This window comes from Erwinia sp. AnSW2-5 (assembly GCF_045107195.1).
Classification (GTDB): Bacteria; Pseudomonadota; Gammaproteobacteria; order Enterobacterales; family Enterobacteriaceae; genus Erwinia.
This window is the reverse complement of the sequence record NZ_JBJGXA010000009.1, coordinates 82,394-102,945: the sequence shown is the minus strand read 5'-3', so window position 1 is coordinate 102,945 and position 20,552 is coordinate 82,394. Positions and strand designations below refer to the sequence as shown.

22 protein-coding genes are annotated in these 20,552 nt (G+C 53.3%); 5 read left to right on the top strand and 17 right to left on the bottom strand.

The window, feature by feature from the left end; all coding sequences use genetic code 11:
* Positions 1–40: 40 nt before the first annotated feature.
* Both fumA and ACFL9S_RS07680 read right to left on the bottom strand, forming a co-directional pair.
* Entirely contained in the window at positions 41–1,687 is a 1,647-nt protein-coding gene (fumA, locus tag ACFL9S_RS07685) for a class I fumarate hydratase FumA (protein WP_405261243.1), read from the bottom strand.
* Between the two features lie 180 nt (positions 1,688–1,867).
* Entirely contained in the window at positions 1,868–3,379 is a 1,512-nt protein-coding gene (locus tag ACFL9S_RS07680; RefSeq protein WP_405261242.1) for a DASS family sodium-coupled anion symporter, read from the bottom strand.
* A gap of 594 nt (positions 3,380–3,973) precedes the next feature.
* Between ACFL9S_RS07680 and ACFL9S_RS07675 the strand changes: the two genes are divergently transcribed.
* The gene (locus tag ACFL9S_RS07675; RefSeq protein ID WP_405261241.1) at positions 3,974–6,751 is read left to right on the top strand and encodes a flavocytochrome c; all 2,778 of its coding nucleotides are present in this window, start codon (positions 3,974–3,976) and stop codon (positions 6,749–6,751) included.
* A gap of 155 nt (positions 6,752–6,906) precedes the next feature.
* Entirely contained in the window at positions 6,907–7,875 is a 969-nt protein-coding gene (locus ACFL9S_RS07670) for an FAD:protein FMN transferase (RefSeq protein WP_405261353.1), read from the top strand.
* Here the strand turns inward: ACFL9S_RS07670 and dcuR are convergent.
* The 4 genes from dcuR to ACFL9S_RS07650 form a co-directional block, all read right to left on the bottom strand.
* Positions 7,856–8,575: a two-component system response regulator DcuR gene (gene dcuR, locus ACFL9S_RS07665; protein ID WP_405261240.1), complete on the bottom strand. Its 720-nt coding sequence runs from the start codon at positions 8,573–8,575 to the stop codon at positions 7,856–7,858. The genes ACFL9S_RS07670 and dcuR overlap by 20 nt on opposite strands.
* On the bottom strand, positions 8,572–10,212 hold the full coding sequence (locus ACFL9S_RS07660; protein WP_405261239.1) for a sensor histidine kinase: 1,641 nt from the start codon (positions 10,210–10,212) through the stop codon (positions 8,572–8,574). The genes dcuR and ACFL9S_RS07660 overlap by 4 nt, the downstream gene beginning before the upstream one ends.
* A gap of 259 nt (positions 10,213–10,471) precedes the next feature.
* Positions 10,472–10,702, bottom strand: a complete 231-nt coding sequence (locus tag ACFL9S_RS07655; protein ID WP_405261238.1) for a YgdI/YgdR family lipoprotein — start codon at positions 10,700–10,702, stop codon at positions 10,472–10,474.
* Between the two features lie 15 nt (positions 10,703–10,717).
* The gene (locus ACFL9S_RS07650) at positions 10,718–10,948 is read right to left on the bottom strand and encodes a YgdI/YgdR family lipoprotein (protein WP_405261237.1); all 231 of its coding nucleotides are present in this window, start codon (positions 10,946–10,948) and stop codon (positions 10,718–10,720) included.
* A gap of 331 nt (positions 10,949–11,279) precedes the next feature.
* On the opposite strand from ACFL9S_RS07650, the gene ACFL9S_RS07645 reads away from it, so the two are divergent.
* The gene (locus ACFL9S_RS07645) at positions 11,280–11,483 is read left to right on the top strand and encodes a hypothetical protein (protein WP_405261236.1); all 204 of its coding nucleotides are present in this window, start codon (positions 11,280–11,282) and stop codon (positions 11,481–11,483) included.
* Positions 11,484–11,520: 37 nt separating this feature from the next.
* Here the strand turns inward: ACFL9S_RS07645 and ACFL9S_RS07640 are convergent, their stop codons facing one another.
* The 11 genes from ACFL9S_RS07640 to ACFL9S_RS07590 form a co-directional block, all read right to left on the bottom strand.
* Positions 11,521–11,769: a biofilm/acid-resistance regulator YmgB/AriR gene (locus ACFL9S_RS07640; RefSeq protein WP_405261235.1), complete on the bottom strand. Its 249-nt coding sequence runs from the start codon at positions 11,767–11,769 to the stop codon at positions 11,521–11,523.
* A 46-nt stretch (positions 11,770–11,815) separates the two neighbouring features.
* Positions 11,816–12,115, bottom strand: coding sequence for a hypothetical protein (locus ACFL9S_RS07635; RefSeq protein ID WP_405261234.1), 300 nt, complete (start codon positions 12,113–12,115; stop codon positions 11,816–11,818).
* A 174-nt stretch (positions 12,116–12,289) separates the two neighbouring features.
* Positions 12,290–12,535, bottom strand: coding sequence for a regulatory protein YcgZ (gene ycgZ / locus ACFL9S_RS07630; RefSeq protein ID WP_405261233.1), 246 nt, complete (start codon positions 12,533–12,535; stop codon positions 12,290–12,292).
* Between the two features lie 280 nt (positions 12,536–12,815).
* Complete coding sequence (locus ACFL9S_RS07625; RefSeq protein ID WP_405261232.1) at positions 12,816–13,496, bottom strand: DUF1989 domain-containing protein; 681 nt, start codon at positions 13,494–13,496, stop codon at positions 12,816–12,818.
* A 14-nt stretch (positions 13,497–13,510) separates the two neighbouring features.
* Complete coding sequence (locus ACFL9S_RS07620; protein WP_405261230.1) at positions 13,511–14,176, bottom strand: amino acid ABC transporter permease; 666 nt, start codon at positions 14,174–14,176, stop codon at positions 13,511–13,513.
* Positions 14,176–14,829, bottom strand: a complete 654-nt coding sequence (locus ACFL9S_RS07615; RefSeq protein ID WP_405261229.1) for an amino acid ABC transporter permease — start codon at positions 14,827–14,829, stop codon at positions 14,176–14,178. Before ACFL9S_RS07615 ends, ACFL9S_RS07620 begins: the two co-directional genes overlap by 1 nt.
* A 3-nt stretch (positions 14,830–14,832) precedes the next feature.
* Positions 14,833–15,480, bottom strand: a complete 648-nt coding sequence (locus ACFL9S_RS07610) for an urea carboxylase-associated family protein (protein WP_405261228.1) — start codon at positions 15,478–15,480, stop codon at positions 14,833–14,835.
* Positions 15,464–16,093 (bottom strand): DUF1989 domain-containing protein, encoded by a 630-nt coding sequence (locus ACFL9S_RS07605; RefSeq protein WP_405261227.1) that lies wholly within the window; start codon positions 16,091–16,093, stop codon positions 15,464–15,466. Before ACFL9S_RS07605 ends, ACFL9S_RS07610 begins: the two co-directional genes overlap by 17 nt.
* A gap of 3 nt (positions 16,094–16,096) precedes the next feature.
* A complete protein-coding gene (locus ACFL9S_RS07600) occupies positions 16,097–16,933 on the bottom strand; it encodes a transporter substrate-binding domain-containing protein (protein WP_405261226.1) in 837 nt (278 codons plus the stop codon).
* A gap of 251 nt (positions 16,934–17,184) precedes the next feature.
* Entirely contained in the window at positions 17,185–18,036 is an 852-nt protein-coding gene (locus tag ACFL9S_RS07595; protein ID WP_405261224.1) for a MurR/RpiR family transcriptional regulator, read from the bottom strand.
* 101 nt (positions 18,037–18,137) lie between these two features.
* The gene (locus ACFL9S_RS07590) at positions 18,138–18,839 is read right to left on the bottom strand and encodes a dTMP kinase (protein ID WP_405261223.1); all 702 of its coding nucleotides are present in this window, start codon (positions 18,837–18,839) and stop codon (positions 18,138–18,140) included.
* A 184-nt stretch (positions 18,840–19,023) separates the two neighbouring features.
* On the opposite strand from ACFL9S_RS07590, the gene ACFL9S_RS07585 reads away from it, so the two are divergent.
* Positions 19,024–19,761, top strand: coding sequence for a hypothetical protein (locus tag ACFL9S_RS07585; RefSeq protein WP_405261222.1), 738 nt, complete (start codon positions 19,024–19,026; stop codon positions 19,759–19,761).
* 11 nt (positions 19,762–19,772) lie between these two features.
* Positions 19,773–20,531 carry a hypothetical protein gene (locus tag ACFL9S_RS07580; RefSeq protein WP_405261352.1) on the top strand — a complete coding sequence of 253 codons (759 nt, stop codon included), beginning with the start codon at positions 19,773–19,775 and terminating at the stop codon, positions 20,529–20,531.
* Positions 20,532–20,552 lie beyond the last annotated feature (21 nt).

Below are 20,552 nucleotides of genomic sequence, written 5' to 3'. Positions count from 1 at the left end.
ATTCCCCTCCGGCCACAGAGGGGAATGCCGTATCAGACGGTTACTTTACGCATTTATCGCACTGGTTCTGTTGGATCTGGGCGAAGAAGTCGTTGCCCTTATCATCAACCAGAATGAAGGCCGGGAAGTTTTCAACTTCGATTTTCCAGATGGCTTCCATACCCAGTTCAGGGTACTCAATGCACTCCAGACTTTTGATGCTCTGTTGCGCCAGTACCGCTGCCGGGCCACCGATGCTGCCGAGGTAGAAACCGCCGTGTTTATGGCAGGCATCCGTTACCTGTTTGCTGCGGTTGCCTTTCGCCAGCATGATCATACTGCCACCATTGGCCTGAAGCAGGTCAACGTAGGAGTCCATGCGGCCAGCGGTGGTCGGGCCAAGGGAACCGGAGGCATAACCTTCCGGGGTTTTCGCCGGGCCTGCGTAGTAGATCGGGTGATCCTTGATGTACTGTTGCAGGTCTTCGCCGTTATCAAGGCGCTCTTTCAGCTTGGCGTGGGCAATATCACGGCCAACGATAATGGTGCCGCTCAGAGAGAGGCGCGTGGAAACCGGGTACTCAGAAAGATGGGCCAGAATCTCTTTCATCGGACGGTTCAGGTCAACATGCACCACATCGCCTTCGCCCTGCTGGCGCAGTTCGGCAGGGATATACTGGCCTGGATTATCTTCCAGTTTTTCAATCCAGATACCTTCGCGGTTGATCTTCGCTTTGATATTGCGGTCAGCGGAGCAGGAAACCGCCATCGCCAGCGGGCAGGATGCACCGTGGCGCGGCAGACGGATCACGCGGATATCATGCGCGAAGTATTTACCGCCGAACTGTGCGCCCAGGCCCAGCTGCTGTGCGGCCAGCAGCAGTTCCTGCTCCAGCTGCACATCACGGAAAGCCTGACCGTGTTCGTTACCTTCGGTTGGCAGCTCGTCGTAGTAGTGCGTTGAGGCCAGTTTCACGGTTTTCAGCGTGCTGTCGGCAGAGGTGCCACCGACCACAAAGGCGATATGGTACGGCGGGCAGGCGGCCGTGCCGAGGCTGCGCATTTTCTCCGTCAGGTACTCTTTCAGTTTTCCTGGGGTGAGCAGCGCTTTGGTTTCCTGATACAGGTAAGTTTTGTTGGCGGAACCGCCGCCTTTCGCCATACACAGGAATTTATACTCTTCACCGTCAACGCTGTAGAGGTCGATCTGCGCAGGCAGGTTGGTGCCGGTGTTGACCTCTTTGTACATATCCAGCGCGGCATTCTGCGAGTAGCGCAGGTTGTCTTCGGTATAGGTGTTATACACGCCCTGCGCCAGCGCGGCTTCATCACCGCCGCCGGTCCAGACGCGCTGGCCTTTTTTACCCATGATGATCGCGGTGCCGGTGTCCTGACAGGTTGGCAGGATGCCTTTGGCGGCGATTTCGGAGTTTCTCAGGAACTGCAAGGCGACGTACTTATCGTTCTCACTGGCTTCCGGGTCGGCCAGGATGGCGGCCACCTGGCGCTGGTGGGCCGGGCGCAGCATAAACGAGGCATCGTGAAACGCCTGTTGCGCCAGTAACGTCAGAGCCTGAGGCTCTACTTTTAAGATTTCCTGCCCGTCGAATTCGGCCACGGAGACGTGATCGCGGGTTAACAGGTAGTATTCGGTATCCTCTTTTGCAAGAGGGAACGGGGTTTGATAATGGAAAGGTTTTTTCGACATTGTGCTCTCACTTAATGATGTGCTGCCATCCTTCTCGGAAGCGGAGGCTCGGCAACATTAACGGCGATATCTGTTTTATTGTTTTCCTGCCGCCCCAGAGACGGAGCGGCAGGTCAGGAATGGTATAACATTGTTGCAACAACTGCATGTCTGAGTGCGAGATTAACCGTTAAACGCGCATCAGAACATCATCACCATCCACGGGTAACCAATCAGCATCAGGGCGCAGAGGAAGATGGCGCCAAAGATGGTGCCCAGACGCCAGTAGTCTTTGGTTGGCAGGTAGCCGCTACCGTAGTAAATCGGGCTTGGGCCGGTGCCGTAAGGGGTGATGATGCCCATCAGACCCAGTGAAGTACACATCATCAGGCAGAACACGGGCATATTAATGCCTGGGATAGCAGAGGCAATGGTCAGCATGGCCGGCAACAGCGCGGTGGTGTGCGCCGTGGTGCTGGCGAACAGGTAGTGCAGCAGGAAGAAGGCAATCATCAGCACCACGGCGGAGACCTGCGGGTCGTAGCCTTGCAGCAGCATGCCACCTTCTTTACCCAACCAGGCGATAAAGCCAACGCGTGCCAGGCCGTCTGCCAGTGCCACCAGCGTGGCGAACCAGGCGAAGGTGTTCCAGGCCGGTTTGTTGCTGGTAATGTCATTCCAGTTCAGTACGCCAGTCCACAGCATCAGCACCACGACCAGCAGGGCAGCCATCGCCGGTTCAATCCAGGCGGTGGCGAAGATCCACATCAGCAGGGCAGAGACCACAAACACCAGCAGCAGGATTTCGTTACGGGTCAGTTTACCCAGTTTTTCCAGCTCACTGATTGCCCAGCGCGGCACTTCATCGTTGAATTTCACTTCCGGCGGATAGAGCCAGTAAGCCAGCAGCGGCATGGTCAGCAGCAGTAACAGACCTAATGGCAGGAAGGCGAGGAACCACATCCCCCAGGAGATATCAAAGCCCACCACACTTTTTACCAGCGCCAGGGCCAGCAGGTTAGGTGCCAGCGCCGACAGGAACATCGAACTGGTGATACAGGCTGCGGTAATCGCCACCCACATCAGATATGAACCAATTTTACGGGCACTTGGGTCGTTAGGTTTTGAACCATACAGCGGCGGCAGGTTGGCAATAATCGGATAGATTGTGCCCCCGCTACGTGCGGTATTAGAAGGAGTGAACGGTGCCAGCAGCAGGTCAGCGAAGGTAATGGCGTAACCGAGGGTCAGACTGCGACGACCCAGGTATTTCACCAGAATCAGCGCCAGGCGGCGGCCGAACTGTGTTTTGTCATAACCTGCGGCGAACATAAAGGCGCCGAAGATCAGCCACACGGTCGAGTTACCGAATCCGCTGACCGCCCATTTAAACGCCTGAGCGGCCGTTTTGAATTTCGGGTCGGCCAGTTCTGCCGGGCTGAACAGCACCCACTGACTGAATAGCGCGATGACCACCACGCCGGTAAGGCCGATGACCGCACCCGGCAGGGGTTCAAAAATCAACCCAACAATCACCCCAACAAAGATAGCGAAGAAGTACCATGCATGAGGTTCCAAGCCCTGAGGGACCGGCACCAGCAGCAGTAACACCGCAACCAGTACAGGCAGGAATAACATAAGCAGGCGTTTTTTTTGCCCCGCAGCGGCAGGAGGCGCCTTTGCGGTATCACTTACCATAGATGTCTGTTTCATAGTTTTTGTCTGCAAGTTAATAAGAATGCGTTAAGTGTCCCGGTAGGTTATAACTGATTTTTTTACTTTCTTTTCTATTTATTTAGTTTTCTTACCGTGGCATCTGTAATGATTTTCGTCTGTTCCCAATGAGAAATGTCTCTATTTATTGGGTTGATATAAATATAATGCGACATCCTTAAATATAGACTTTGATCTGGATCAAGAAAAATTGTAGCACCCTTTTATTTTTAACAAGTGACTATCAATTATTAAGTGTTAATTTCATTTAAGGGCTGAAATCGTCATCTTAGCGTGGGTTTTATTTCCAGTAAAACAGGATTAACTTATGCAACTATATGATAAATATGACTATAAATTTACTGTAAACGACTGGTTGATTTTTTGTTTCCGTTAGTTAACAATTAATAAAACTATTTGTATCATTTAGGGTTAATAAAAACTATTCTTTTATTTAAAAGTTAAATAATTAAAGTTATCGATTATATAGCTAAAGAAATTGCTATATTAGTATTATGACGACGGGCCATTAATATAATTAATAAAAAAGGTGCCCGCAAAGAATTCAAAAACTTTTAATTTGGAGTACACCTAATGAATACGCTAACACCCATTCTGAATCCGTTGACCTTGCCAAACGGGTCGGTCCTGAAGAACCGCCTGTTGATGGCGCCGATGACCACCTGTACCGGTTTCTACGACGGCACCGTGACCAGTGAACTGGTTGAGTATTACCGCGATCGTGCCGGCAGCATTGGGACCGTGGTGGTTGAGTGCTGCTTTATCGATCCAAAAGGCCCGGCCTTCCCGGGTGCCATTGCTATCGATAGCGACAACAAAATCCCAGGCCTGGCGAAAATCGCTCACGCGATTAAAACGGAAGGCTCTAAAGCCATTCTGCAAATCTATCACGGCGGCCGTATGGTGGAGCCGGAACTGATTGGCGGACGCACGCCAGTCGCGCCAAGCGCCATTGCCGCACCGCGTGAAGGGGCTACCACGCCGCAGGCGCTGACCGCCGAAGAAGTCGATGTGATGATCACCAAATTTGGTGATGCGGTTAACCGCGCCATTAAAGCCGGCTTTGACGGCGTGGAAATCCACGGTGCCAACACTTACCTGATCCAGCAGTTCTACTCACCGAACTCCAACCAGCGTGATGATAAATGGGGCGGCAGCCGCGACAATCGCGCGCGCTTCCCTCTGGAAGTGCTTGAAATTACCCATAAAATGGCAGAGCGTTTTGCCGACAAGTCTTTCATCATCGGCTACCGCTTCTCCCCGGAAGAAATTGAAGTCCCAGGCATCCGCTTCGATGACACGCTGTATCTGCTGGAAAAACTGGCGGCACGCGGCCTGGATTACGTGCACTTCTCCGTGGGCCAGCTGCTGCGCTCCTCGATTGTCGATCGCGAAGATCCAACCCCGCTGATCACCAAGTACCTGGCCGCACGCTCAGCCACGCTGGCAAAAGTGCCGGTGATTGGTGTGGGCGGCGTGGTTAACAAAGCCGATGCTGAACAGGCGCTGGAATACGGTTTTGATCTGGTTGCCGTGGGTAAAGCCTGTATTGCTTACCCGGACTGGGCTGACCGCATTATTAAAAACGACCACCTGGAGCTGTTTATCGACAGCACCCAGCGTGAGGCGCTGAACATTCCTGAACCGCTGTGGCGCTTCTCACTGGTTGACGCCATGATCCGCGATGTCAGCACCGGTGGCCGTAAATATAAAGCCGGGGTTTACCAGGAGAAGGTAGAAGCTGAAGCGCTGAAACTGAAAATCCAGGTGACTCTGGATACCGACCGTATTACCGATATCGCACTGGTGCCGGATGACACCCTCGACGTGGACTTCACCACCACCTTTGAGAGCCTGCGCACCCGCATGCTGGTGGCGAACAGCCCGCACGTGGATGCCGTGACAGGCGCCACCACGCAGAGTGAGGCGCTGAAAAAAGCCGTCTCCCGTGCCATGACCACCTCGAATAAAGAACATGTGATTGAAGAGGGCGGTAACCCGCAAGGACCACAAAGCTACGATGTTGTTGTGGTCGGCAGCGGCGGCGGTGGCCTGGCCGCGGCTATTCAGGCCAGCGATGCGGGTGCTCACGTGGTGATCATCGAGAAGATGCCAACCATCGGTGGTAACACCATTAAAGCCTCCGTCGGGATGAATGCAGCGGAAACCCGTTTCCAGAAGCTGAAAGGTATCGAAGACAACAAAGAACTGTTTTATGAAGAGACGCTGAAAGGCGGCAAGTTCAAAAACAACCCGGAACTGCTGCGCGAGTTTGTTAACCTGGCACCCGAAGCTATTGAGTGGCTGGCGGATAACGGCATTGAACTGAACGATATCACCATCACTGGCGGCATGAGCATTGACCGTACGCACCGTCCTGCTGACCGGTCTGCGGTCGGTGGCTTCCTGATTAGCGGCCTGGTGAAAAACATTAATCAGCGCAATATCGAAGTGCTGCTGGAAACGTCCGTCGCGGAAATCCTGCTGGAAAATGGCGCAGTCAGCGGCGTGAAAGTGGTCGATGAATATAACGATACCCGTATCCTGAATGCCAAAAGCGTGATTGTGGCAACCGGTGGATTCAGTGCCAACCGCGAGATGGTAGTGAAATACCGTCCTGAGCTGGATGGCTTTGTCACCACTAACCACAAAGGGGCCACCGGTAGCGGCATCGCCATGTTGAAAAACATTGGTGCAGATACCGTCGATATGGGCGAAATTCAGATTCACCCTACCGTGGAACAAACCACGTCTTACCTGATCTCGGAAGCGATTCGCGGCGGCGGTGCCATTCTGGTCAGCCAGGCCGGTCAGCGCTTCTACAACGAAATGGAAACCCGCGACAAAGTGTCCGCCGAGATTATTGCGCTGCCAGAGAAAAGTGCATGGATTATCTTCGACGACCAGGTACGCGCTAATAACAAAGCGGCCGATGAGTACATTGCCAAAGGCTTTGTGATCAGTGCACCAACGCCGCACGAGCTGGCCGTGAAACTCAATATGGACCAGGAGACGCTGCAAACCACGCTGGGCCGCTACAACCAGTTCGTTGAGCAGCAGAAGGATGAAGACTTCGGCCGAACCACCGCGCTGCGTCATCCGCTCCACCAGGGACCGTACTTCGCTATCCGCATCGCGCCGGGCGTACACCACACGATGGGTGGCGTGACCATTAATACCGATACTGCGGTGCTGGATGCGCAGAAACAGGTGATTAACGGTGCCTGGGCGGCGGGTGAAGTGGTCGGCGGTATTCACGGTGCCAACCGCATTGGCGGTAATGCCGTAGCCGATATCATCATTTTCGGTATTCTTGCCGGGCGCAACGCTGCGGCTTACGCGAAACGTTAAATTATAGCGTGGCCTGATGGACGGGACGACCGAAACAGATGGTCGTCCCCTACGGGCAATGTCCGTCGTAGGGGCTGACCTTCTTTTCTGGTTAGCCCGTTCCCCCAGTCAAACCGCTCCCCGGCTTTCCCGCCATGAGGAACCCCCAAATGGACCTGTCCTCAACACCTGGTGTGTATAACTACTCCGCTGTACTGATGGGGTCACCCATTCTGCTCAAACTGTTTGAACATGATGACGCTCTCGCGGGTCGGGTGTTTCGTCTGATCAAGCATCAGGAAAATCTGTTTACCGTTAACCGTGCGCAGTCTGAAGTCATGGCGATTAATCACGCGGCGGGCCTGCATCCGGTGGTGGTCAGTGCGCCGGTCTACCAACTGATTAAACGCGCCAGCGAGGTGAGCACGCGCGCAGGAAGCTGTTTCAACTTCGCCATTGGTCCGCTGGTTAAGCGTTGGAAAATTGGTTTTCACGGTAATACGGTGCCACCCGAGAGCGAGCTACAGGCGTTACTGGCGCTGACGGATCCCCATCAGGTGATCCTCGACGATGTGGCACAGTCCGTGTTCCTGCAACAGGTGGGGATGGAGATCGACCTCGGGGCGATAGCCAAAGGCTACATCGCTGATGTGGTGCGTGATTATCTGCATCAACAGCAGGTGACCGACGCGCTGATCAATCTGGGGGGGAATGTGCAGACGCTGGGGCATCCGGCGCAGCAGCCGTGGGGGATTGGCCTGAAAAAACCGTTCGCCGGGCCTGATGCGCTGATTGGCGTGATCCACGTCACCCACCAGTCCGTGGTCACTTCCGGGGTCTATGAACGCTATTTCGAGCTGGCAGGGCGCTGCTATCACCATATTCTGGACCCACGTACCGGCTATCCGTTGGATAACGAGTTGCTGAGTGTGACGATTATTTCTGATGATTCCATCGACGGGGATATCTGGACCACGCTGCTGTATGGACTCGGGGTAGAAAAAAGCCTCGCCTGCTTGCAAGAGATGCCGCAGGTCGAGGCTATTTTTGTCACCCGTGACGGTCAGGTGATCTGTTCTTCACAGCATAAGTACCGCTTCACGCTGCTGGACGACAGTTATCGGGTTACTGGCAATACTGTTTAAGCAGCGCGGTATGCTCCGGCTGGAGCCGATAGCGATACACCGGACGGCCAGTGGCCCCATAATGGATACTGGTAAACAGAATAGTGCTGTGCGCCAGCCAGATAAGGTATTTACGGCACGATACGCGCGAGATATTGACCGCAGCAGCGAGATCGTCCGTGGAAAATTCTTCATTCGGATGCGCATCAATCCACAGACACAGGGTTCGTAACGTCTGTGGCGTTAACCCCTTTGGCAGGCGTTTCGTATCCTCGACCGTCGGATGATTACCGTGAATCAACTGATCGACGTCAGCCTGTTCATAGAACTGATGGTTGTCCATCATGGCTTTTTTCTGTTTCCAGCCGGTCAGCGCTTCTTCAAAGCGTGAGAACTGGAAAGGTTTGATCAGATAATCGACCACGCCATAGTGCAGAGACTGTTTAATGGTGGCGGCATCGGCGGCGGAAGAGATCACAATCACATCCACCGGGCGCTTTGCTTCACGTAGCGCAGGCAGCAGATCCAGCCCGTTATCCTGCTGCATATAGACATCCAGCAGGATGAGATCGACCGCCAGTTCGCTGTGCAGCACCAGATCTTTCGCCTGCTGTAAGGTTGAGGCAACGGCGCAGCAGGCAAATCCTGGCAGTTGGGCGACATAGCAGCGGTTCAGTTCTGCGACCATCGCATCATCATCGACGACTAAAACATTGATCATGCGTTTTTACTCTCTTCATCCCAGGGCAGTTGTACAAAAAATTGCGTATAAACGCCAGGTTCGGACTCTACAATAATTTTTCCGCCAAGGCTTTCAGTTTGTTGTTTTACCAGAAACAGTCCGACGCCGCGCTCATCGCCTTTCGACGAAAAACCCTTCTCAAAAATCGCCTCTAACTCGCTGGCCACGATGCCGGGGCCATCATCACTGACCTCGCAGGCAAGGAAACCATTCTGGTAGTGCAGTAATACGCTCACTTCGCCTTCGGCGCTTGGGCCTAATGCATCGAGCGCATTATCAATCAGGTTACCCAGCACGGTGATCAGCGCAGCAACCTGCTGTTCGCTGCCATTGTCCGGCAACATGCAGTCATCGCTGATCAGCAGATGGTTGCCGGTGTCCGAGGCGCGATTCATTTTACTTAACAGGAACCCGGCAATTACCGGGGACTTAATTTTCCCCAGCAGAGAACCGATCTCTGTCTGATAATTATTAGCCGTTTTAAGAATATAATCCTCCACTTTGCCGTAACTTTTCATATGCAACAGGCCGAGGATCACATGCAGCTTGTTCATAAACTCATGGGAGCGTTCGCGAAGCGCATCCACATAGCTCACCATGCCGTCCAGCCGCTGCATCAGCTGGCTGATTTCCGTTTTATCCCTGAAGGTACAGATGGCACCGATGATGACGCCGTTGCTGCGAACGGGCATGGTATTACAGAGTAAGATCCGGCCTTTAAAATTGATCTCTTCGTCACGCCGTGGCATGCCGTTGTTCAGCACGTCGCGCAGGTTGGAGATCAGCGGGCCTGAAGCCGCCACCATCTCGCCGATTTCGGTGTTCACGGCATGCTGGTGGCCGGTTTCGCGCAGTAACTGCCGTGCAGCACGGTTAATCAGCGTCACCTGCGTGTGATCATCAACGGCGATCACCCCTTCTTTCATCGATTGCAGCATCGCCTGACGTTGTTCAAACAGCGTTGAAATTTCATAAGGCTCCAGCCCGAACAGGATGCGCTTGGCGGCACTCACCAGCAGGAACGTGCCAATGGTACCGACCAGCATCCCGCACAGCGCGGCCCAGATAATATTCCAGCGGCTCTGATTGATCTGTAAGGCCACTTCGCTTAGCGAAATACCAATCGCCACCACGCCAATCTGCTTATGCTGACGGTCGTAGACGGGCGTGAACAGCCGCAGCGCTTCCGCCAGCTTGCCGTGGTTGATCGCCATGTTTTCTCGCCCTTGCAGGGCAGGGATAATATCTTCGCCGATGAAATGCTGGTTAATCAGCTCGGCTTTCGGATGGGAATAACGAATGCCTTCCATATTCGTCACCACCACAAACAGCAGATCGTTACTCTCCTGCACGGCGCTGGCAATAGGTTGGATCACACCGCTGGAGGGGGGCAGCAGCAGGGCGCGCTGGATCTCAGGGGAGTCCGCCAGGGTGCGCGCGACCGCCAGCGCCTTATCTTTGACGCCCTCCTGGGTCACATGGCTTATCTGGAAAAAATAGAACAGATGCACAATCAACAGCACCGTCGCAATCACGGCGCTAACCATCAGACTAACGGACGTACTGAGTTTCATCGGACGCTTGCGCACAACAAGCGGCTGCAGCGGGTCGCTCATGGGGACTCCTGAAAGAAGGGAACCAGCATTATCTCCGGCTAATATAGCGCGGGAAGCGATCAAGCATGATGATTTTGCGTCAGAAAATCAGTATCGGAAGGGGGGTTAGAACATTCATGAAGGGGCAGACCCTTTTTCCCGGTCTGCCCGTGATGTTGATCCGTTGCCGGCCCGGCGCTACGGGGCGATCGGAAAAGATGATCGCCCCCTACACCAGATCGCAATGGCGTCGGGGGTTAAAACTCACAGCGAGCAACGATTATTTCGGCAATTCACTCAGCTCTTTCACGTCACTCTTATTAATCTGCTGTTCAGTGCCGTTGGCGTCGGTGTAAGCAATCAGACCCGTTTTGGCGTCTTCCTGCGGTTTGCCGTCACTGATAATCGTTCTGCCATCGTTAGTATGAATGGCATAACTGCTGCGGGTGCAGCCAGACAGCGCGGTCACACAAAACAAAGCGGCGAGAGAAAGTGCCATAATTTTTTTCATTTTAACTCCTGTTATTTAGTTATCGAGTTCACTCATGTTTTTAATCTGCTCACGATTGATCTGTTCAGTCTTACCCGTTTCGGCATTCTTATAAGAGACCAGCCCGGTTTCATCATCGACCTGTGGTTTACCATCCGTAACGATGGTTTTACCGTCGGTGGTTTGAATGGACTGATTGGCAGCACAGCCCGCAAGCATGAACAGAGACGCTGCGATAAAGGTCGCTTTAAACAGTGTGACTTTCATTAGGGATATCCTTATTAATGTAATGTCTTTCTCGTTTCTACTGTTTAATTATAGAAGGGTTTTGCGATTTTGCGATTTCACATTTCAAAATATGATAAGAAACGGAATAATCTGAAATTGAAGAAGATGACTTGTGTTTTTCGTTATTATTTTGTAATGAAGGGTTTGTGTGCTGATGAATTCACTATACATTGTTTTTAATAAAACATGATATATATCAGTGTATTGCATTTTAACGTGAAGGGAGGGGTTCCTGTTAGGGTGGGCGAAATGGCATTATTTAGGGTGAAATGATAATATGGTGTCACATACAGCCAGACAAGGGGTGCATGTGCACGGTAATAACAAAGAATACCCGAAAGAAATTTATGCAGTTATTGGCAGGGCAGTATCAGAACTTATTGCGGCCAACCAACCTCTGGATAAGAAGAGTGTATTAATTATGCTCCAGGCTCACAGCACCAGAGCAAAAGATGCCCATACTCTGGGCATCTATCAACAGGCATTTCGTTATCTGCTGGAAAGCTTCCATTGATAACCAGCATCAGTCACCACCATTAAAAACAACGCGATTACGCATCGTCAGGCGTCATACCCACCACAACTTCCAGCACCTGACGGTACACATCCAGCTGGATCACATCGGTGGTGGTCTCCAGCTTCTCAATCAGTTTCAGGATCATGGCTTTATTGCTAACGTGCCTGCCCTCAGCGGCCAGTTCCTTAATCACAGCACCCAGAACCTGCACTTCCTGTGAATACTTCTCACCGCCACCCTGAAAGTAAGACAGGATTTCGGTTTCTGGGGATATCTGCTGCATGTGCTCCATGCTGTTCGCCTTCTTAATCAAATTGAATGGGAAACACTCAGTGTTTTTTAGTGCCGTCAGCCGGGCCTTCACTGGTGAACAGGTGAGTGACATTGTCGCCATCGCGGATCTCTTGTGTATCGCTGTCACGAACCGGTGGCTGATGATCTCTGACCTCGGCAATCGCCTGCCTGCAGGCGCGTTGCCGCGATATCTCTTTCTCTGTGGCGGCCATCATTTGTAACTGGCGTATCAGGGCTGAACTGCTGATTGCCGCATCGGCTTTCAACAGAACCATCACCGCTTCACCCAAAATAATATCGGAGAGTAACTCTTCTTCGTCTTCGTTTCTGTACATACCAACTTCTCTGAATCAGTGATACGGGCACAGCGTACATACCCGCAGAAACCTGCATCCCGGTGATACCATAGCCGCTTAACGCAGGCGACCGGGACGGTCAGATGGTCGGACTGAGTTGTAACCTAACGCGTACGTCAATGTCGTTAATCCGCAAACATACTGCTTTGAAACTCAGTCCCCGCGGCCAAACAACAGGCCGATCAGTTCTTGATAGTGCCGTTCCTGCTCCGGTCCTGATGCCAGTTCAAGGCGCGTCAGCAACTTTGAACAAATAGCCTTCCGGTTAAGTTGACGACCTGAACGCAGGATCTCAACCACAATGTGCCCCAGTGTTTCCTGCTGTGAAGGCACACTGACTTCACTAAAATAACGGCTGATGTCATTTTCAATCTTTGGGTTGGAACCGTCCTGACGCATAACCATGTCCCTCAGTCGTAAAATTACTATAGTCAAATTTCCCGCACTAAAGTTATACACCTATGATTAATTTGTACAGAAATAGTGAATTTTCATTCGCTATTTGCTTGAGAAAAAAGTGCTAAGTGTTAATTATCATTGGGTTACAAATTAGCTTATGCACAAATGATACATTTCTAAATTGTACTGAAAAGCGGGAATAGTCTTAATTTCGGAGTAAGAAGCGAGGAAAGCCGTCATCCCTGACGGTGATTATCGGGTGTTGGCGACTCCGGCAGCGTTATTGAACTGCCGCAGGGACCCAGGGACCTTGCACGCTGATCTGTGGAAAACCGTCCGTCAGGATACGCAGTTCGGCATCGCGCGGGGTGTTATCCCCCTGGCCCTGAATGCTGACAATATCCTGCGGGCAGGCCGAAAATGCCACATAGCAGTCCATCTCCGCGCGCAGAATAATGTAGTCACCCGGCTGCGTGACCGTTGGCAGGGTTTTCAGCGTGCGGCCGTCTGGCTGAACCTGAATATTCATAAAGATATTAAACGAGGCCAGATTGCCGTGGGGCAGCGTGATGCCCAGTTCTGCCATACCTTCAAACAGATTGTCGTGGCAGTTGCGGTGCGGTTCAGTACAGCCCAGCAGTTCATAACGCCGCGCATCGCAGGCCGCCATAAAGGTGTCATGGACGCCCGGCGAGGTATCTGCGACCAGCGTCAGAATCGGATGACGCTGGCTGGTAATAAAACTGTCGCCCACCTGTGGATTCAGCCGCTGATTCCAAACCCGGGTGGCCTCCATACACATATATTCACTGACGTCGCTGGCGTTATAGGCCCAGCAGTCGACCACCTGGGAACCATGCAGATTGACGACCTGTACTGCTTCACCTTTGGCCAGATGCACCGCTTTACCGTGGCGCGCGGGGATGCGCTGAATATCGCGCTGCTGAAAGAGGTCGGACATCGTATTTCTCCTGATCAATGTGGCATGCTGCGCCGGTAGCGCGTCATGCGGAATTCAATATGGCGTGCCAGCCAGTCAATCAGACTGTTCAGCACCCAGTAACAGAGCGCCACCGTGAGATAGATTTCCAGCGGCGCGTAGGTGGCAGAAATGGCCTGCTTTGCGGCGTACATAAACTCCTGCACCGAAACAATCGACAGCAGCGCGGAGTCTTTAATCAGGCCAATCATCAATCCGACCAGCGGTGACAGCATCTGCGGCAGCGTTTGTGGCAGCACCACGTCCACCAGTTGTTCGCGGCGGCTCAGCCCCAGCACCCGACAGGCTTCCCATTGTCCACGCGGCAGCGTTTCAATGGCGGAACGGATCACCTGAGCGATGTAGGGGGCGTAGTAGAGCGTCAGCGCCAGTACGCCAACCTGCGGCGAACTGAAGGTAATGTCGTAGTCGGGCAGCACAAAGTAGAGCAGATAGATCACCACCAGCAGCGGCAGTGCCAGCGTCAGGCTGGTGTAGAGATGCAGCACGCGTTGCCAGAACGGCGGGGCGCGCATCAGCGTGACCGCCATCAGCGTGCCCAGCAGTAATGCGCAGAGTCCGGCAATGGCACAGAGCTGGAGGGTGGAAATCATGCCATCGCCCAGCGACGGTAACGCGTCGATAATTGCCTGCCAGTCCATTATGCCGTCCTCCGTTTTGCTTCCAGATGGCGTACCGCGCCGATCAGCGGCAGCGCAATCAGCAGATAACCGCCGGACACCAGCAGCAGCACCTGAGTGGCATCATAGGTGCGGGCGATGACGATCTGTCCGGCATAGGTCAGCTCGGTCAGCGCCACCACCGATGCCAGCGGCGTGGTTTTCAGCAGAATAGTGAATTCATTGACCAGCATCGGCAGGCTGGCGCGGATCACCTGCGGATTGATGATGTACCACCAGGTGAGCCAGCGGCTCAGCCCCAGCGTGCGTGCCGCTTCCCGCTGACCGCGCGTCACCAGGCTCTGATTAACCCGCAGGATTTCAGACACGTACGCGGCGCTGTTCATGCCGATGGCCAGCACGGCCGCCAGCATCGGCAGCCCGCCGAGGCCCAGGCGTGGCAGGGTAAAAAACACCACAAACAGCTGCACAATGGCGGGCGTGCCGCGCATCAGGCTGACATACAGCCGCCCGATAGCGCGCCACAGCCAGAAGCGGCGATGCTGGAGATAACAGATGAACTGACCCATCACCACGCTGAGCAGCGCCGCCAGTATGGTGAGGGTCAGGGTGATCAGCAGCCCGTGCCCTAATTCCGGCAGTGCCGCCACCACCTGTTCATCCAGCCATGCCATACGCTACTCCTCGCCGAAATCCGACAGATTTTCTGCCACTGACAGGCGCAGCGGTGCCGGTTTATCGTTGCCCTCAATGCCGGTACAGCAGGCGGAAACGATAAACAGGGTATCAGCCACTACCCGGCAGGTGATGCTGTCGCCAGGCTGCGTCTGATTCGGTTCGGCGATGATGGTGCCGTCGCGCGTCAGCTGCGTGTGCATAAACAGATTAATGGGGTCGGGCAGTTTGGGCACCGTCATCTGCAGGCGCGCCAGCTCAGCGCTGACCGCCTCCATGCAGCCTTCGCCTGCGTAACCGCGCTCTGCCAGCCAGGCACGGGTGGAGCCGGGCAGCAGCAGGTCGTGACGTTTTACGCTGTCTTTGCCCAGCACCATCACCGGACGGCGACGGTTGTTCACCAGCCGCATACCCGAGCCGAGCAGATAACTGTTGCTGAAGACGCGGGTGTGATGCACCGACAACCAGACGTCAGGTTCAGCCAGGCTGAAACCAAACAGCGAGGCCACGGCGCCTTCGCCCTGTGCGGTGATGCGCAGTAGCTGGCCCCGCAGGACACGGATTGAGGCGGCTTCGCCCGGCTGAACCGTCACCGCATCGGCGAGCTGACGTGTTTCGTTTTCACTCCAGGCTTCACGCATTAACAACATGTTGAACCTCCACATCCAGGTTATCGCTGATGCGTATATCGATCGGGGTGACCTGTAATCCATTGCCGGGAATGATGTCCTGCGGGCAGGACGACACGGCACAAATCAGATCGCACAGCGCTTCAAACACAATCTGATCCCCCGCCTGGCTGGTGGGGTCGGTCACTTCCATGCGGCCATCCGCCGTCACCGGGCCGTTCTGGAACAGGTTAAACGGCTCCGGCATGCTGAAATAGGTCACGCCGTGGGTTTTCATCCCTTCCAGTAAGTTGTCGACGCAGTTGCGGTGGCCCTCAACCCCAAAATCAATACTGAAGCGGGTGCGATCGCAGGCGGGAACATTGGCATCGTGAATGCCGATGCTGTCCGTGACGATGCGCAGCATCGGACGGTTTTCACTCGACCACAGTGCATCTCCCGGTTTAAAGAACAGTGAACGCAGATGCTGGCGGGTGTGCACCGGCGAAAGTTTTTCGTTGAGATCCGCTGCATTGACCGCGACAAAATCGGCGGCCTGCTGGCCCAGTGTGTCGATAACGGTAATAAACTGCCCTTTATGCACGGTAAAGGTTTTGCCGTGACCGGCAGGCACCGTCAGTGTTGACTGGCACATGGCTTACTCCTGAGGAATGAAATTGCTGGCGGGCACGGTAAACGTGGTGCCGAGATACTGCTGTTGCAGTGCGGTGAGTTCACCGTCTTTCTGCATCGCCAGAATGTGGTCGCTGATGGCTTTGTTCAGGCTGAGGTCATCTTTACGTGTGGCCCATGCCATCCACTGTGACGGACCGGCTTCACCGACCTGCGCCACTTTTTCCGGGTATTTTTTGACAACCGGTGCCAGCACGGAGATGTCATCAAAAACAAAGTCGGCGCGTTTGGTCATCAGCGTGCTGACGGTTTGGTCCAGCGTATCGACGCTGATAATGGCAATCGGTTTTTTTCCGGCTTTGGTCAGCGTCTCGTTAAAACCTTTCAGCAACTGCTCCGGTACGCTGGCGCTTTTCACTGCGCCGCGCAGGCCAGAGAGATCGTCCGGCGTCAGTGCCTTGCCGCTGAATTTTTTCGTATCAGAGGTACGCACCAGCACGCCGTTGACGGTCTTGCTGTACGGCGTGGTGAACAGCACTTTTTTCGCGCGTTCGGCGGTGACGTTCAGTGACGAGCCTTCCGCATTGAAGGCTCCCGAAATCAGGCCAGGGAGAATGCCGCTAAACGCCGTTTTCTGAAACTCCAGTTTCACACCGAGGTCTTTGGCGAAGGACTGCATGATGGCGACGCTGTAGCCGACGATTTCCCCTTTGTCGTTGGTGAACTCATAAGGCGGGAAGGTTGGGTCAATCCCGACGGTGATTTTCCCGCTGCTTTTAATGTCGGACAGCGTGTCAGCCTGAGCGGTAGTGGCAGCGCCAGTGGCGAGTAACGTGGCGATCAACAGTGCGATTTTTTTCATTATGGTGATTCCCTGGTGTTGGTGAAATGTCATCAGGAACAGAGCAGTTTCCGTGCCAGCTTGTGTGCGGCAGAAAGGGAAGAGGCGGGTAGAAACGCTTTTTTCTCAGGGAATCAATAAGAAACAACTGTTTCTTATTTTGATGTTTTAATTTCTTTGGTTTCACGGGTGGAGGTGAAGTTGCAGCGCCGGGAGAGAGGGCTGCACTTATTGAGGGAGGAAACGGTCATTTTCTGCACCAGGATGGCGCATTATTCCAGTTCGTCGAGGCTCTGGTGCAGGGTCTCGATGGTGGCTAGATGGTCATTGCTGATTTTCCCCATGCTGCGCGCCACCAGTGAACAGAGCAGGTTACACACCCCGGACAGCGCGACGGTGCTGTCAAAAATCAGGCTGCCGTCTGTATGGCAGCGCAGCACCCAGGTGGCATGTTTCGCGGGTTTACCGGCCAGCACGTCGGAGAGATAGAGCATCGGCACCTGCATATCCTGTAGTGCGCTCATGGCAGCTTCCAGCGCAGGCATCCGCCGCCGCAGACCCACGCAAATCACCATATCCTGCGGGCCAAGCGCCGCCAGATGCTCGGCCAAAGAGTCACCGGCACGCGGCAGCAGGCGCACGTCCGGGTGTACGTGGACCAGGTCGCGGTAGATCAGCATGGCAATGCTCTGGCTGTGGCGCCAGCCCATCACCACCACGCGGCGTGCCTGGGCAATGGCCTCTACGCAGGCGGCCAGCTGGTCACTCTCCAGCGAACGGAAGGTGTTGACCAGATTGGCGACTTCTTTCTCCAGGTGGCTCTGCATCAGCGTGTCGAGCGGGGATGAACTTGGCGCAGCTTGCAGATAGAGCGGCGAGCCGCTGTTTTGCATTTCACGCGCCTGGCGGCGGGCGGCATCGTAGCTTTCATAGCCGATATGACGAAAGAAACGCGTCGCGGTGGCTTTGGAAACCCCTGCGCTTTGCGCCAGTTCGGTGGCGGTATTCATCGCCAGCTGGCCAGGGGCCGCCAGCAGCACATCGGCTAAACGCTGTTCGTGCAGTGAGAGCTGATCCCAGTGCTGCCGGATACGGCCTTCTAATGACGCCGTTTTTGCGCTCATCAATGATCCCCGGAAAACAAAAGACTCATCCTGCACACAACGTGCCGGGTTGTCATGTGGAATCTGCGCAATGTTTTTCAGTCGTTAGAAAGGACGTGCGGTTATTCGCTCACATGATAGCCGTGTGCTTCCATTAAATCTGACACGGCTTTTTTTGCGATAATCAGGACCTCGTCCAGAGGTTGGTTGGCATCAATATCAACAATGTGGGCGCCTTCGAATGTCAGCAAGGGGGTCATGGCAATCTTTTGTGCCAGCGATATAGCAAGATGATCTGGCTTGCGGGCGCAGGCAACATCCAGATCAACATTCAGTTTTATCACTAAATCTGGCTTCTGTTTCGCCATCCAGTTAAACGCTTTACGTTCGAGGGCCGCCAGCCACGATACAACGCGACTACCGGGCACATTGACGGGAAATACCAGCCCATCATACGTTCCGGGAATTTGTACCTGGGGAAAGCGGTCGGTTAATACAATCAGTCCACGACGACGAAAAGCCAGCATATGTTGGAAACGCCACAGACGGCGTAACACGAAACTGGTAATGACGAGGGACGGTAACAGACCAGGAAGCGACGTGGGATTGATATGTGTATGGCGTTTAATTGACTTGCCCAGCGACCGCCCCAATAAAGGTAGCCGGGTGACGGCACGGCCTACGTTTCCCGCTTGTTTACCAAGGTGAATCCTTTTTGCTGGTCCATATTTTTTTACATGATGAATAAGATATTTACAGACTGTGGACTTTCCTGATCCATCACTGCCAATAACAGCAATAAGCGGGGGTGTTGTGGCTTTCATTCTGTGATTCTCCTCCTTTATCCTCTTAAGGGAAAATACACTCTTGTTTATAGGCTATCAAGTTATCATCATTTAAGAAAACACATGAGGTCACAAAAAATATTCGTTATGGCACGTAGAGAAAATATTTATGAGGATGAGGTGATTTATTATTAATACAATATCGTTAATATTTGAGCTTATTGTGCGAAAACAGACAAATAGTTTCACTCTTCATGCACCGTTGCGAGTCATAGCGATTACCGGATGCGATGGTTCAGGTAAATCAACGTTGGCCTCAAGTCTGGTCGCGCATCTCTCTTTACGACAACCGACAGAATTACTTTATCTTGGGCAGTCATCGGGACGTATTGGGGAATGGATAAGCGGCCTTCCTGTTATTGGCGCACCCATTGGTCGTTACTTACGTGCAAAGGCCCGCCAGGTGAACCAGCATTCTTCTGCTGCGCCAGGCGCCATCACTGCCCTGGTGATCTATCTGCTTTCCTGTTGGCGGGCTTATAAATTTAAGCGAATGCTGACCCGAAGTGAGCAGGGATATTTGTTGGTGACGGATCGCTATCCTCAGGCTGAGGTTGCTGGTTTTCGTTTTGATGGCCCTCAGTTGGCTACAACAGTCGGGGGAAGCGGGTGGGTATGCACACTCAGAAAACGTGAAAAAAGAATGTATCAATGGATGGCTTCTTATCCTCCGATGTTATTAATCAGGCTGGATATTGATGCAGATACGGCTCACTTACGTAAACCCGACCATCCGCTGTCAGCGCTGCGTGAGAAAATTGAGGTGATACCCCATCTTGATTTTAATGGTGCGAATATCTGTGATTTAAATGCCCGTCATCCGACTGATAAAGTGTTTACCGCATCGTTATGTGCAATTAATGCTTGTTTTTCACTCGCGCACAGTCAGCTCTGTGATTGAAATTATTCTTGATGTTAAGGAGGGAAGATAAATTGAGTGAAAATAAGGTTCCCCGTTCGCGTATTATTCCTGGTCTTATCGCGGTAGTGGGATGCGACGGAACGGGAAAGTCGACGTTGAGTGCGGATTTAGTCGAAATACTGAATCAATATCGGGTGACGGAACGCCGTTATTTAGGGCTGGTATCCGGAGAGGATGGCGAGAGGATTAAACGCCTGCCCTTTATTGGTGTATGGCTTGAGCGGTATCTGGCGGCTCGCTCCTCAAAGACGCAAAATATGCGTACCCGTTCTCCTGCCTGGTGGGTGGCATTCATTATGTATGGGTTCTCGCTGCGTCGCAGTGTTAAATTGCGTCGAGTGCGGCATCTGGCACAGCGGGGTGTCTTAGTGATTAGCGATCGTTATCCGCAGGCCGAAATTTCAGGCTTTCACTATGATGGGCCTGGCATAGGAGTGGAGCGCGTGCCCGATGGATTTCTGACACGTTTGGCAAAACGTGAAAATCGGTTGTATCAGCAAATGGCGTTATATCGTCCCGAGTTAGTGATCCGCCTTGGGGTTGATATCGATACCGCCTTCTCGCGCAAGCCCGACCATGATTACGATGAGCTGCGGGATAAGATCTCCGTCATGGAAAAGATTAATTACAATGACGCTAAAATCATTGAGCTGGATTCAAGAGCGCCCTATGGCGAAGTTCTGGATAAGGCACTGGATGCTGTATTTTCTGTTGCTGAGATCTATCCGTGTCGAAAAGGCATGCTTTGAATCTATTATTGACTCTGGTTT